The 261-nt window shown below is 49.4% G+C and carries 1 protein-coding gene; it reads left to right on the forward strand.

Annotated features, from left to right (window positions below):
* A partial coding sequence (locus R0J87_RS21785; protein ID WP_498888916.1) for a hypothetical protein occupies nucleotides 1-186 on the forward strand: 186 nt, incomplete at its 5' end.
* Between the last annotated feature and the right edge of the window lie 75 nt (nucleotides 187-261).

Below are 261 nucleotides of genomic sequence, written 5' to 3' on the forward strand. Positions count from 1 at the left end.
GAGGCGGTGCTGGCGGAGGAGGAGGCGGTGGTGGTGGCGGTGCTGGTGGTGGAGGCGGTGGTGGTGGAGGCGGTGGTGCTTAACACTACCTTATCTTGTCCCATGATTCTATTTTTCATGCATGGGCAACCATTATCGCGCTCGGCAATTCCTCTCAATAAAATCACGTTTTCCATTCTCTTTTAACTGACCTAAATTAACCAATGACTTCCGAGTCCAAAATGTACTTTCTCTCTTTTCTGCGAACTTCCTTATTGCGAG

Origin of the sequence: Halomonas sp. SIMBA_159, from assembly GCF_046536035.1 — a bacterium.
GTDB classification, from domain to species: domain Bacteria; phylum Pseudomonadota; class Gammaproteobacteria; order Pseudomonadales; family Halomonadaceae; genus Vreelandella; species Vreelandella venusta_A.